This is a genomic window from Kitasatospora sp. NPDC043949 (genome assembly GCF_056435365.1).
Genome location: NZ_JBWKEQ010000040.1, coordinates 65931 through 77940 on the forward strand (window position 1 = coordinate 65931; position 12010 = coordinate 77940).

10 protein-coding genes are annotated in these 12010 nt (G+C 73.4%); 8 read left to right on the top strand and 2 right to left on the bottom strand.

Annotated features, from left to right (window positions below):
* Window positions 1-111: 111 nt before the first annotated feature.
* Window positions 112-714: a TetR family transcriptional regulator gene (locus tag AC07AL_RS28005; RefSeq protein WP_363581013.1), complete on the bottom strand. Its 603-nt coding sequence runs from the start codon at window positions 712-714 to the stop codon at window positions 112-114.
* Window positions 715-948: 234 nt separating this feature from the next.
* On the opposite strand from AC07AL_RS28005, the gene AC07AL_RS28010 reads away from it, so the two are divergent.
* The 6 genes from AC07AL_RS28010 (at window position 949) to AC07AL_RS28035 (ending at window position 7106) form a co-directional block, all read left to right on the top strand.
* Window positions 949-2502 carry an ABC transporter substrate-binding protein gene (locus tag AC07AL_RS28010; protein WP_363581011.1) on the top strand — a complete coding sequence of 518 codons (1554 nt, stop codon included), beginning with the start codon at window positions 949-951 and terminating at the stop codon, window positions 2500-2502.
* Window positions 2499-3467: an ABC transporter permease gene (locus AC07AL_RS28015; protein WP_478318619.1), complete on the top strand. Its 969-nt coding sequence runs from the start codon at window positions 2499-2501 to the stop codon at window positions 3465-3467. The genes AC07AL_RS28010 and AC07AL_RS28015 overlap by 4 nt, the downstream gene beginning before the upstream one ends.
* Window positions 3454-4332 carry an ABC transporter permease gene (locus tag AC07AL_RS28020; RefSeq protein WP_363581007.1) on the top strand — a complete coding sequence of 293 codons (879 nt, stop codon included), beginning with the start codon at window positions 3454-3456 and terminating at the stop codon, window positions 4330-4332. Before AC07AL_RS28015 ends, AC07AL_RS28020 begins: the two co-directional genes overlap by 14 nt.
* Entirely contained in the window at window positions 4329-5417 is a 1089-nt protein-coding gene (locus AC07AL_RS28025) for an ABC transporter ATP-binding protein (RefSeq protein ID WP_478318621.1), read from the top strand. Before AC07AL_RS28020 ends, AC07AL_RS28025 begins: the two co-directional genes overlap by 4 nt.
* Window positions 5414-6436, top strand: a complete 1023-nt coding sequence (locus AC07AL_RS28030) for an ABC transporter ATP-binding protein (RefSeq protein WP_400327873.1) — start codon at window positions 5414-5416, stop codon at window positions 6434-6436. Before AC07AL_RS28025 ends, AC07AL_RS28030 begins: the two co-directional genes overlap by 4 nt.
* A gap of 322 nt (window positions 6437-6758) precedes the next feature.
* A complete protein-coding gene (locus AC07AL_RS28035) occupies window positions 6759-7106 on the top strand; it encodes a hypothetical protein (protein ID WP_363581001.1) in 348 nt (115 codons plus the stop codon).
* A 243-nt stretch (window positions 7107-7349) separates the two neighbouring features.
* On the opposite strand, the gene AC07AL_RS28040 is transcribed toward AC07AL_RS28035, so the two are convergent.
* A complete protein-coding gene (locus tag AC07AL_RS28040; RefSeq protein WP_400809425.1) occupies window positions 7350-8006 on the bottom strand; it encodes a TetR/AcrR family transcriptional regulator in 657 nt (218 codons plus the stop codon).
* A 59-nt stretch (window positions 8007-8065) separates the two neighbouring features.
* Here AC07AL_RS28040 and AC07AL_RS28045 point away from each other — a divergent pair, with 59 nt between their 5' ends.
* Window positions 8066-9715: an FAD-dependent oxidoreductase gene (locus AC07AL_RS28045; protein WP_478318623.1), complete on the top strand. Its 1650-nt coding sequence runs from the start codon at window positions 8066-8068 to the stop codon at window positions 9713-9715.
* A 491-nt stretch (window positions 9716-10206) separates the two neighbouring features.
* A complete protein-coding gene (locus AC07AL_RS28050) occupies window positions 10207-11727 on the top strand; it encodes a hypothetical protein (protein WP_478318625.1) in 1521 nt (506 codons plus the stop codon).
* Window positions 11728-12010: the final 283 nt, after the last annotated feature.

A 12010-nucleotide genomic window follows, 5' to 3' on the forward strand; every position in this document is an offset into this window, starting at 1 on the left:
AAAGGGCAGGGCCGGCGGCGAAAGGGCGCGCGGTGCCGTCCGGACGGCCGGCGGCATCGCCCAGTGGTGACGGGGTGTAGGGGTGACGGGGTGTAGGGGTGTCGGCTCGGGTCAGCCGGTGGTGTCGAGCACGTCCCGGTAGGCCTTGTGCCAGTCGGCCACCGTGCCGGTCTCGGACGCGATCAGGACGTGGTGGCGCACCATGCCGCCGAACTGCGCGCCGAGCGCAGTCGGACGCAGGTCGGTGGCCGGGTCCACGCCGAGCCGCTCGGCCGCGATGGTGACGGTGCGTTCGGTGAAGCTGTCGATCACGACCACGGCGTAGTTGTGCACGGAACCCTGCACCTCGATCAGGCTCCGGCGCAGCCGGCGGCGGCGCTCGGTGTGCTCGACGGGCTCTTCCAGCCGGCCGCCGGTGGCGGTCAGCGCGTGGTCGAGCGCGGCCCAGAGCGGGAGTTCGGCGGGGGCGGCGGCGAAGGCGTCGAGGATGGCCTGGCCGAAGTCCCAGCCGAACAGCAGAGCCTCCTTGGCCGGGTAGTAGCGGAAGAACGTGCGGTGGGCGATGTCGGCGCGGCGGCAGATCTGGTCCACGGTGGTGCGCTCGAACCCCTGCTCCTCGAAGAGGTCGAGCGCCGCGGTGCGGATGGTGTCGCGGGTGCGCGCCTTCTTGCGGTCGCGCATGCCCTGCTCCGCCGCGGTGTCCGTCCCCTGCATGGTTCTTCCGTTTCCTCTCGGTGAGTTGAGTGTGGATGGGGCCGCCGAGGGGGCGGCTGTCAGTACCGAATCACGTCCGACCGTGCTCGCTCAAGGCGAGCGCCGACTCTTCCGGGTTCCGTCATCTGAAATTTGCACAACTGCCTTTTGGCAGTACTGCCACTTCCGGAATGGTGTGAAGCGTCGGCGGTCGCACTCCCCCAGGCCGCCCCCACTCCCCCGAACCGAGGAACCATGAAGCGGCACACCCACCTCCTGGTAGCGGCGGCCTGCACGGCCGCGCTCACCCTCACCGCCTGCTCCGCCTCCGACGACGCGGTCTCCGGCTCCGGCGCCGGGAACACCGGCGCGGCGAACGACGGGCCTGCCGTGGACGGCGGCACGCTCAAGATCGGCCTGGACCGGCCGTTCGCCAAGCTCGACCCGGCCGACGGCACCCTGACCTCGATGCCGATGATGGTCCTCGCCAACGCCCTGTACGACCCGCTGATGGTCAACGGCGACAACGGCGCCGTCCAGCCCTACCTCGCCAAGTCCTTCACCCCCAACGCGGACGCCACGGTCTGGACCCTCGACCTGCACGAGGGCGTGAAGTTCGGCGACGGCAAGCCGCTGGACGCCCAGGCCGTCGCCGACCACGTCACCCGGCTCGCCAAGCCGGAGAGCAAGTGCGCCTGCGCCATCGACGCAGCCACCATCGGCGCCACCACCGTCTCCGGCCCGACCACCCTCACCTTCACCCTCAAGGCGCCCGACGCCGCCTTCCCGAACATATTCACCCGCTCCCTCGGCTACGTCTCCGAGGCCCCGTCCGGCGACTCCCCCGCCGTCGGCTCCGGCCCGTACACCGTGGAGAGCGTGCAACCCGGAGTCTCCGTCACCCTCACCCGCAACCCCGCGTACTGGGGCGCCAAGGGCCACGCCGACAAGCTCGTCTACCGGGTGCTCACCGACACCGACAGCCGCTACCAGTCGCTGCGCTCCGGCGACACCGACCTGATCTGGACCGAGACGCCCGGCCAGCTCAAGCAGGCCGCCGCCGACGGGCTGCGCAGCGCCACCGGGCCCGGCGGCACCACCACCATGGTCTTCAACACCGCGTCGACGCCCTTCGACGACGTGCGGGTCCGCCGGGCCGTGCAGTACGCGATCGACCGCGAGGCCCTGGAGAAGGTCGTCTCCCTCGACCAGGGCAAGGTCTCGGACGGCCCGATCGGCTCCCGCTCCCCGTACCGCACCGCCGCCGGGTACCCGGCCCACGACCCGGCCAAGGCCCGGGACCTGCTCGCCGAGTCCGGCCACCCCGACCTCGCCTTCGACTACCTCGTCGACAGCCGCCCCGAGGGCCAGCAGCGCGCCACCGTGATCCAGCAGATGCTCGGTGAGGCCGGGATCAAGGTGACCATCAAGCCTCTCGACGCCGCGGGCCTGGGCACCGCGATGCTCCAGCGCAAGTTCCAGGTGATCGACTTCCCCACCAGCATGTTCGGCGACACCGACACCGCGCTCACCAATCTCTACCTGTCCAACTCGCCCTACAACTTCATGAGTTGGTCCGACCCGGAGACCTCGAAGGCAATCGCCGAGGGCCGCGCCTCGACCGACCCCGCCAAGCGTGCGGCCGCCTACCAGCAGGCCGCCCGGCGGGTCGTCGGCGAGGTGCCGATGGCCTTCCTCACCGAGAACACCGTCGGCTTCCTCGCCGGCGCCAAGGTCGGCGGACTGCCCGACCTGTCCAAGCGCACCGTCCTCAACGTCTCCCCCGCCCCCCTGTGGGTGAAGCGGTGACCCCCCGCACCCGCACCGCGCTGCGCCACGGCGGGCGGCTCGGCCGCGCCGCGGCCGTGCTGCTGCTGGTCACCGTCGCCGCCCTGTACCTGCCCCACCTGATGCCGGGCTCCCCCGCCGTCGCCGCCCTCGGCCCCACCGCCACCCCCGAACAGATCTCCGCCTACGAGGCCGGGCTCGGCCTGGACCGCAATCTGTTCGCCGCCACCTGGCAGTGGATCGCCGACGCCCTGCACGGCGACCTCGGCCACTCGCTGTCCACCGGAGCCGCCGTCACCACCGAACTCGCCGACCGCATCCCCGTCACCCTCGAACTCTTCCTCGCCGCCCAGCTGGTGGCGCTCGCCCTGGCCGTGCCCGTCGCCCTGCTCTCCGCCTGGCGGCCCGACGGCACCTTCGACCGGATCGCCACCGCCGGCACCTTCGGCTGGCTCGCCGTCCCCGGCTTCGCCCTCGGCCTGCTGCTCATCTGGCTCGCCGCCGTCCAACTGCGCATCCTGCCCGCCACCGGCTGGACCCCGTTCACCGAGGACCCGGCCGAGAACCTGCGCCACCTGGTGCTGCCCGCCCTCACCCTCGGCCTCACCGAGGCCGCCGTGTTCACCCGCACCCTGCGCGGACAACTGCTCGACACCCTCGACCAGCCGTACATCGCCGCCGCCCGCAGCCGCGGCATGGGCACCACCCGGCTGCTGCTGCGCCGCGCCCTGCGACCGTCCAGCCTGCCGCTGGTCACCCTGGTCGGCATCGGCATCGGCACCTCGCTGGGCGGCTCGGTGCTGGTCGAGTCGCTGTTCGCGGTGCCCGGCGTCGGCAGCCTGGCCGCCGGGGCCATCTCCGGCCGGGACTTCCCCGTCGTCCAGGCCGTGGTGGTGGTCAGCGCCGTCGGCGTGGTCGCGGCCACCTTCGCGGTCGACCTGCTGTACCGCACGATCGACCCGAGGATCGCCCATGAGCACCGCTGAGACCCCAGTCGTGACCGTCGAGACGGTCGCGGCGCGCACCGCCCGCCGCCGGCCCCCCGCCGGCGTGCTCGCCGCCGGGGCCTGGCTGGCCGTCGTCGCCCTCGCCGCCCTGCTGCTGCCCCTGCTGCCCGGCTTCGACCCGCTGCACGGCGACTTCGCCCACCCCGCCGCCGCCCCCGGCCCCGGCCACTGGCTGGGCACCGACAGCGCCGGACGGGACGTCCTGCAACGCACCGTCGCCGGCGCCCGCGCCTCCTTCACCGTCGCCGCCCTCACCATCCTGGTCGGCCTGCTCGGCGGCGGAACGCTCGGCCTCGCCGCCGGCTGGTTCCGCGGCCCGCTCGACAAGGCGATCGGCTTCGCGACCGACCTGCTGATGTCCGTGCCCAGCCTGATCCTGGTGATGATCGCGGTCTCGCTGCGCGGCCCCAGCCTCACCGTGATCGGCACGCTGATCGGGCTGTTCACCGTCCCGCACTTCACCCGGGTGGTGCGCGCCGTCGTGCTCTCGCTCAGCGAACGCGGCTTCGTCCAGGCCGCCCGCATGCTCGGCACCGCCCCGCTGCGCGTCCTGCGCCGCGAGATCGTCCCGCACGTCGCGCCGGCCGCCCTCACCTTCGCCTTCACCGCCACCACCGTCGCCATCGTCGCCGAGGGCTCGCTCAGCTTCCTCGGCTTCGGGCTGCGCCCGCCGGAGCCCTCCTGGGGCGGCATCATCGCCGAGGGGCGCACGGCCCTCGGCAGCGCGCCGTGGATCTCGCTGGCGCCCGCGGCCGTGCTCTGCCTGACCGTCCTCGCCCTCAACTACCTCGGGGAGCACCTGCGTTCGGGTGGTCCCGCCGGCCCGAAGGGAGCGCGCGGATGACCTCCGCCCCCGACCTCGACGAACCCGCCCTGGACGTCCCCGCCCTCGACGTCCCGGTGCTCGACGTCCGCTCGCTGGACACCGTCCTGCACACCCCCGACGGCCGTGCCCTGCACGTCCTGCACGGCGTCAGCCTCACCATCGCGGCCGGCGAGTGCCTCGGCGTGGTCGGCGAGTCCGGCTCCGGCAAGTCCGTGCTCGCCCGCGCCGTCCTCGGCGTCGAGTCCCGCACCACCAGGGCCGTCGCCACCGGCGAGATCCGGCTGAACGGCGAGGACCTGCTCGCCGCCTCCCGCACCCGCCGCGCCGAACTGCTCGGCACCGGCATCGCCATGGTCCACCAGGACCCGATGACCTCGCTCAACCCGGTGGTCCGGATCGCCGACCAGGTCACCGAGTCCCTCACCAACCGACGCCGGCTCTCCCGGCGCGAACGGCTGCGCACCGCCACCGAGTTGCTCGCCGCCGTCGACGTCCCCGACCCCGCCCGGCGGGCCCGCGCCCACCCGCACGAGCTCTCCGGCGGCCTGCGCCAGCGCGTCGGCATCGCCGCCGCCCTGGCCGGCGAACCCGCCCTGCTGCTCGCCGACGAACCCACCACCGCCCTCGACGTCACCGTCCAGCGCACCGTCCTGGACCTGCTCGACCAGCACCGGCGCAGCCGCGGCCTCGCCACCCTGCTGATCACCCACGACATCGGCCTGCTGTACGGGCGGGCCCGCCGGATCGCCGTCATGTACGGCGGCCGGATCGTGGAGACCGGCCCCACCGAGGCCGTCACCCGCCACCCCCGGCACCCCTACACCGCGGCCCTGCTGCGCTCCGTACCCCGGGTCACCGGCCCGCTGCGCCGCACCCTGCCCGCGATCCCCGGCTCGCCGCCCGACCTCACCCGGCCCATCCCCGGCTGCCCCTTCGCCCCGCGCTGCGAACTGGCGACGGACCTCTGCACCACGACCGCACCGCCCACCCACACCGCGGCGGACGGCCACACCGCCGCCTGCCACTTCCCGCTCACCGCGCCGCCTGACGCGCCGTCGCCCTCGCCCTCGCCCTCACCCGACGAACTGGAGCCCGCGGCATGACCACCGCCCCCGACGCCGCTGCCCCCGAAGCCGTCGCTCCCGGCGCCGCCGCTCCCGGAACGGCCGTCCTGGAGGCCACCGGCCTCAGCGTCGTCCACCGCACCCGCTCCGGCCCGCTGCACGCCGTCAGCGGCGTCGACCTGGCCCTCCACCCGCGCCGCACCCTCGCCCTGGTCGGCGAGTCCGGCTCCGGCAAGAGCAGCATCGCCAAGGCCCTGCTGCGGCTGCCCCCACCCACCACCGGCACCGTCACCCTCGACGGCACCGACCTCGCCACCCTCTCCCCGCGCGCCCTGCGGGCCGTCCGGCCCCGCCTCCAGCTGGTGTTCCAGGACCCGCTCTCCTCCCTCAACCCGCACCGCCGGGTCCGCGACCTGGTCGCCGAACCCCTCGACGCCCACCCCGACCCGGCCCGCGACCGCGAGCAGGTCGTCACCGAGCAGTTGGCGGCCGTCGGCCTGCCGCCCGCCCTGTTCGGCGACCGCCGCCCCCACCAGCTCTCCGGCGGGCAGGCCCAACGGGTCGCCATCGCCCGGGCCCTGGCCGCCGGACCGCGCGTCCTGATCGCCGACGAGGCGGTCTCCGCCCTCGACGTCTCGGCCCAGGCCACCGTGCTCAACCTGCTGCGCGGGCTCACCGAGGAACGCGGACTGGCCGGCCTCTTCATCTCCCACGACCTCGGCGTGGTCCGCGCGGTGAGCGACGAGGTGGCCGTGCTCCAACTCGGCCGCATCTGCGAACGCGGCCCCACCGAGGCCGTCCTCGCCGCCCCGGCCCACCCCTACACCGCCGCCCTGCTCGCCGCCGTCCCCGAACCCGGCCGCCCGCTGCGCGACACCGGCCTCCTCCCCACCGACCCGCCCTCCCCCCTCGCCCCGCCCAGCGGCTGCCGCTTCCGCACCCGCTGCCCCCTGGCCGACACCCGCTGCGCCACCGAGGAACCACAGCTGCGGGAGGTGGCACCAGGCCGCGCGGTGGCCTGCCACCGACCACTGATCGGCGCTGCCACAGCGTCCTGACCAGCCGGACGCACCACGGGCCCCCGGGCCGGGAGCCCCACTCCCGCCCCAGGGGCCCTTCCCGTTCCGGCCGCGGACGGGCGGGCGCCACGGCGGCGACGGAAAGGGTTCAAGCGCAATGCCCGACTCGGAGCACCCGCAGGTCATCGGCACCACGGAGGCCCGACGGGACGGCGCCCCCGTCGGGCTTTCACCTGGCAGCGACACGGCCCTCGCGCGCCGTTCGCACCCCTTCACGCCGGTGACGATTCGCGTACGCAGCCTTACCGTTGGTTGCGATCACGGGTCGCACCTGGCGACCCGGCGTACCGGAGGTCCCATCATGCGACGCCTCGTCACGACGATCGGTACCCTCATCGCCGCAGGGACGCTGGCCGTGGCCGTCCCCACGTCCGCCCAGGCCGCCACGGGCACCCTGACGTTCTACAACGTGATCTTCCCCGGCGGGTCGGGCAGCGGCCCGGGCGTGCCGTACCTCGACCCGGCCCCCGGCTGCTACGACGTACCGAGGGAGGCACAGGGGCCCCTGTCAGGCGTGAACAACGCGACGGACAGCACGGTCCGCTTCTACTGGGGCGAGGACTGCACCGGCGGGTCGCTGTTCAGCGTGTCGGCCGGCCGTTCGGTCAGGTTCAACTCGCACCCGCGCTCCTTCATGGTCGAGAGCTGACCGCAGACCCGAACGCGGCCACACCGATCCCAGGTGGCCGAAGGACGGGCGACCCGGCCAGCGGCTATTGGGGGCCCGGCCAAGGCGCCTGCGAAACCCACCCGGGGCATCCCGGTCTCGCTCGTCGTCGAGTAGTCGCAGGGATTTTGAACGGCGGGCGACCGCAGGCCACTTCGGCCTGTCGGCCGCCCGCCGCCCGCCGTCCGCGTCCGTGCCCACGGCGGCGCTACGACGGCGATGGCGCTACGACAGCGGCAGCGCCCGCCTGAGCGCACCGAAGGCCGCGTCCAGCAGGGCGCGATGATCGGGGTCGACCGCCGCCGCACTCTCCCCCGCCAGCATCCGGCCCGCAGAGGTGAGGCAGCCGGTGCGATAGGCGGCGACGGCGAGCGCGGCGGTCAGCCGGGGCTGCGGGTCCGGCGAGGTCTGCGCGATCACCTCGGCCAGCGCGCCCTCCAGCTCCTCGACGCCTTCGCGGGCCCGCGCCCGCAGCGACGGGGAGTCCACCACGACCTGCCAGAAGGCCGTGAAGCGATCCCGCAGAGCCGCCAACGGGTAGCCCTCGTCGATGAGTTCGAGAATCAGGCGATGCAGCGCGGCGAGTGGGGACTCGGCGGCCGGGCGGTCGCGCACCGCGCTCGTGAACAGCTCGACAGCCTCCGGGATCCGGTCCAGGAAGAGGTCCTCCTTGCGCGGGAAGTAGTTGAAGACCGTCATGGTCGAGACCTCCGCCGCCTCGGCCACCTCGGCGACGGTGACCTGGTCGAACCCGCGCGCCAGGAACAGGGTGGTGGCCACGCCGGAGATCCGCTGCCGGGTCTGCACCTTCTTGCGCTGACGCATCGTGAGGTTCCGGGACTGCGGTTCGTCGCCGGCGTCTGGGGTCCTGGCTACATCCATGACCGAAATTATACCCACCACAGATTTTTAGTGACTAAAGTAAAGCCATGAACACGGACATGCGCACAGACGCAGGCACAGACGCAGGCACCGACGTAGGCACGGACTACGACGTGGTGGTGGCGGGCGGCGGGCCGGTCGGGCTGATGCTGGCCTGCGAGATCCGGCTCGCCGGAACCTCGGTGCTGGTCATCGAACGACTCACCGAGGTGGACCAGACGGTCAAGGCGGGCGCCATCAACACGCCCAGCGTGGAGGCCTTCTACCGGCGCGGGCTGCTCCCGGCGCTCGAAGAGATCCACGCGCAGGCAATGGAGAAGTTCGCCCAGTTCACCCGGCAGCGCCGCCCGGGCGGGCCGCCCACCAACGGCGAAGTGCCCACCAACGGCGAAGCGCCCGCCAACGGCGAAGCGCCCGCCGACAGCGCAGTGCCCACGCGGGCGCCGCAGCGGATCGCCGGGCACTTCGCCGGAATCATGCTGAGCTTCGACCGCTTCGACCCCGCCGACGACCCCGACTTCGCCGACCGCGGCCCCGTAGACAAGGCCGCCCTCGTCCCGCAGGCCGCCCTGGAGCACGTGCTCGGCGAGCGCGCGGCCGAGCTGGGCGTCGAGCTGCGCCGGGGCGTGGAGTTGACCGGCTTCGACACCGACGAGCACGGGGTGACCGTGCACACCGACGGCGGTGCGCCGATCCGAACCGGCTGGCTGGTCGGGTGCGACGGCGGCCGCAGCACGGTGCGCCGGCTCGCCGGGTTCGACTTCCCCGGCACGGCCCCGGAGATCACCGGCCACCAGGCGATAGTGGAGATGACCGGCTCCGAGGCCCTGGGCGCCGGCTGGAACCGGACCTCGGTCGGGACGTACGTGCACGGGCCGGTGCCGGGCCGGATCCTCACCGTGGAGTTCGACGGTCCGCCCGCGGACCGCCAGTCGCCGGTCACCACCGAGGAGTTGCAGGCCAGCCTGCGCAACGTCAGCGGCGTGGACGTGACGATCACCAAGGTGCACAGCGCGACCCGCTTCACGGACAACGCCCGCCAGGCGAGCACCTACCGCGCGGGCCGGGTGCTGCTGGCCGGCGACGCGGCGCACGTGCACTCCCCGTTCGGCGGCCAGGGGCTCAACCTCGGCATCGGCGACGCGATCAACCTCGGCTGGAAGCTCGCCGCCACCGTGCAGGGCTGGGCGCCGGAGGGCCTGCTGGACAGCTACACCGCCGAGCGGCACCCGATCGGCGCCTGGGTCCTGGACTGGACGAGGGCGCAGGTCGCGCTGATGCGGCCTGAGCCGGGCAGCAGCGCGCTGCGCAACGTCGTCACCCAGCTGGCCGACACCGCGGCCGGGACGACCTACTTCGTCAAGCAGCTCTCCGGCGTGTGGCAGCGCTACGACCTGCCCGGCGAACACCCGCTGGTCGGCCGCAGCGCACCGGACCTCGCACTCGCCGACGGCAGCAAACTGGCCGACCACCTGCACGACGGCCGCGCGCTGCTGCTGGACCTCACCGACGACCCCGAGCTGCGCGCCCGCGCCGACGGCCACCGCGACCGGTTGCGGATCGTGACTTCCCCCTGCCCCGAACAGCCCACGCCGGCCGCCCTGCTGGTCCGCCCGGACGGCTTCGTCGCCTGGGCGGGCGACAGCGGTGAGGCCCCGGACGGGCTCGGCGAGGCGCTCGACAGGTGGCTCGGCGCAGCTCAGGACTGAGCTCAGGGCCGGCGCAGGACGGCGGCTGCCAGGGCGAGCGCCGGGTCAGGGTGTCGATCGCCCGGTCGAGTTCGGCGGCCTGCTGCTGGTGGCTGCCGTCGGTGACGCAGTCCTGGAAGGAAAGGTCTTCGTCCAGGACCTCCGCAAGCACATCCCCTTCACCATCACCCGCACGTGACCACCACCGCCCCGCCCACCCCGAGGGCCGCCAGGCCGGTCGCACCGCGCCCAGCGGCCTCCGGCACACCAACGGCGGACACCACCGCACCCCACTTCCCACACGGCCGCATCGTAGACGCGGCGCTCCCATCCCCCCCGGCCCCCGCACATCCGCGCGACACTCACAGGTGATCTATCGTCACTTTGTGTAGGCCTCCAGGCGTACGATGTCGGGGGTTTGGGCATGGTCAGCGCCGGGGCCGTCACGGTCCCTGCGGTTCGCGTCCACTGCGGGCCGCGAGAAAGTGCCGGTCCAGCGAAGAGGAGCTTCCATGACGGGTCAGACGCCCGACGCCGCACAGCAGCAGGTGCAGTTCCCCATCACCGAGTCGTTCACCGGCACAGCCCCGGAGAATGAGCACTGGCAGTTGCTGGGTAGCGCGCGGCTGAACGAGGGCGCCCTGGAGCTGACGCCGAACACCCCCTCGAAGGCGGGTACGGCGTTCCTGGACCAACCGTTCTCCTCCTCGCTCGGGGTGAGCATCGACTTCGACTACTCCTGTGAGGGCGGCGGGGCCCAGGGTCTCGGGGACGGGTTCAGCCTCTACCTGATCGACGGGAGCCGTACCACGCAGCCCGGGGCCCGCGGCGGGGCGCTGGGCTACTCCTACATCAAGGACGGCTCGGTCAACCTCCCCGGCGTCACTGCCGGCTATGTGGGCGTCGGCTTCGACAACTTCGGGAACTTCGCCGCCCCCTCATGCGGCCCCGGCGGTCCCGGCCGCAGCCCCGACACTGCGGGTGTGCGCGGCTCCGGGGACCTGCTCACGGGCTTCGCCTGGCTGGCCGGTGTCGAGGTGCCGGGTGGGTTCCGGGGCGGCTGGGGGGTGGGGGCCCATCTGCAGGTGACCGTCATCGGCGGGCGCCTGACGGTGCGGCGCTCCAGCACCTCGGACCCCAACGGCGCGGTGCTGATCGACAATCTCGACCTGGCCGCCGGCCCGGGCCAGGTGCAGATGCCCGCGACGTTCAAGCTCGGGTTCGGCGCCGGCACCGGCGGGGCCACCGCCGCCCACCGCATCCGCAACCTCACCGTCGCCCTGCCCGTCGCCATGCCGCTGGAGATGAGCGGCCCGCTGACCGCCAAGGCCGGCCATCGGATCTCCTACACCATCGGCGTCCAGAACCACGGGCCCAACGACGCCCCCGACGCCGTCGTGCGCGGCGACGTCCCCGTCCAGTTGCTCGACGTGGAGGTGACATGCCGCGGGGAGAACGGCGCGGTGTGCGGCCCGGGAACCGCTACCGACGGCGAACTCCACCAGCCGCTCAACCTGCCCAAGGGCAGCAAGGCGGTGATCACCTTGAGGGGCACCGTCGACCCTCACCACGAAGGCGACTTCACCACCACGAGCCGGATCACCTCCGCCACCCGCGCCAATACCGCGGCCCAGCAGTCCGGCCAGGTCACCACCACCGCCGAACTGCCGCTGATCACCGTCGGCCAGAAGATCGCCGGACAGTGGGACCAGACCTGGCCCGAGGACGCCAAGGGTTGGCTCGTCAGCTACAACCTCACCCTGGCCGCCAACGAACACCGCGTGACAGCCTGGGAGATCGCCTTCGACGTCCCCTCGCGCACCCGCGTCAACCCCCAGCAGACCCAGTGGTACCGGGTCATCAAGGACGGCCTGGAGGGAACGGTCGTCCTTGGGTCCCCCAACGACGGCTCCCACACCATCGACCCCGGCACCCCGCTGCCCGTCGACGTCCAGATCCTCTACCCCTCCCAGTCCGACGCCGGCGACGGCCGCCTCCGCGGCCTCTACGCCGTCGAGGTCGAGAACCCCTAACCCCGCAGAAGCAGCACCCGGACCGGATCCGCCTCGCAGCAGTGCATCCGCCCGCGAGGCGGATCCGGCACAGCTACCCGCAGCCCGACCTGCCGGTCACGCCCGTGCGAGCCGCCATTTGCACCCGGCGCTCTGCGCCAACGCGCGGTGGATTCGCCCGCCGACGCAGTCCTCCACCACTGGGGGCGGGGGGGGGGGGGGGGGGGGGGGGGGGGGGGGGGGGGGGGGGGGGGGGGGGGGGGGTGGGGGGGTTCTCCTCATCCCCCTCCTCCGTGTAGTCCGT

Coding starts and splice junctions, on each gene's coding strand:
- AC07AL_RS28025 (WP_478318621.1), top strand. CDS start 4,329: ATGACCTCCGCCCCCGACCTCGACGAACCCGCCCTGGACGTCCCCGCC.
- AC07AL_RS28045 (WP_478318623.1), top strand. CDS start 8,066: ATGCGCACAGACGCAGGCACAGACGCAGGCACCGACGTAGGCACGGAC.
- AC07AL_RS28035 (WP_363581001.1), top strand. CDS start 6,759: ATGCGACGCCTCGTCACGACGATCGGTACCCTCATCGCCGCAGGGACG.
- AC07AL_RS28030 (WP_400327873.1), top strand. CDS start 5,414: ATGACCACCGCCCCCGACGCCGCTGCCCCCGAAGCCGTCGCTCCCGGC.
- AC07AL_RS28050 (WP_478318625.1), top strand. CDS start 10,207: ATGACGGGTCAGACGCCCGACGCCGCACAGCAGCAGGTGCAGTTCCCC.
- AC07AL_RS28040 (WP_400809425.1), bottom strand. CDS start 8,006: ATGGATGTAGCCAGGACCCCAGACGCCGGCGACGAACCGCAGTCCCGG.
- AC07AL_RS28010 (WP_363581011.1), top strand. CDS start 949: ATGAAGCGGCACACCCACCTCCTGGTAGCGGCGGCCTGCACGGCCGCG.
- AC07AL_RS28020 (WP_363581007.1), top strand. CDS start 3,454: ATGAGCACCGCTGAGACCCCAGTCGTGACCGTCGAGACGGTCGCGGCG.
- AC07AL_RS28005 (WP_363581013.1), bottom strand. CDS start 714: ATGCAGGGGACGGACACCGCGGCGGAGCAGGGCATGCGCGACCGCAAG.